Origin of the sequence: Pseudoalteromonas sp. S3260 (assembly GCF_005886925.1) — a bacterium.
Taxonomy (GTDB): Bacteria; Pseudomonadota; Gammaproteobacteria; order Enterobacterales; family Alteromonadaceae; genus Pseudoalteromonas; species Pseudoalteromonas tetraodonis.
Genome location: NZ_PNCV01000417.1, coordinates 1 through 323, shown reverse-complemented (window position 1 = coordinate 323; position 323 = coordinate 1). Strand labels below are relative to the sequence as shown.

The window sequence follows — 323 nt, the reverse complement described above, 5'->3', positions numbered from 1 at the left end:
TTGATCCTGATCGTATGCGTTTTGATTTCTCTCATTTTGAGGTCGTCACGCGTGAGCAACTACAACGCATCGAACAACAAGTGAATATTGAAATTCGTCGTAATTTTGCTTTGCAAACTGAACTGATGGCCATTGATGAGGCAAAAGCAAAGGGCGCTATGGCGCTATTCGGCGAGAAGTCTGACGATGAAGTACGCGTCGTGAGCATTGGCGACTACTCTATCGAGCTGTGTGGCGGTACCCACGTGCAGCGCACTGGCGACATCGGTTTATTTAAAATCGTCTCAGAGGCAGGTATTGCCGCTGGTGTACGCCGTATTGAA

1 pseudogene is annotated in these 323 nt (G+C 48.3%); it reads left to right on the top strand.

Annotation, left to right across the window (positions count from 1 at the left end):
- A pseudogene (locus tag CWC14_RS19025) lies at positions 1–323 on the top strand (alanine--tRNA ligase); the annotation flags it as partial.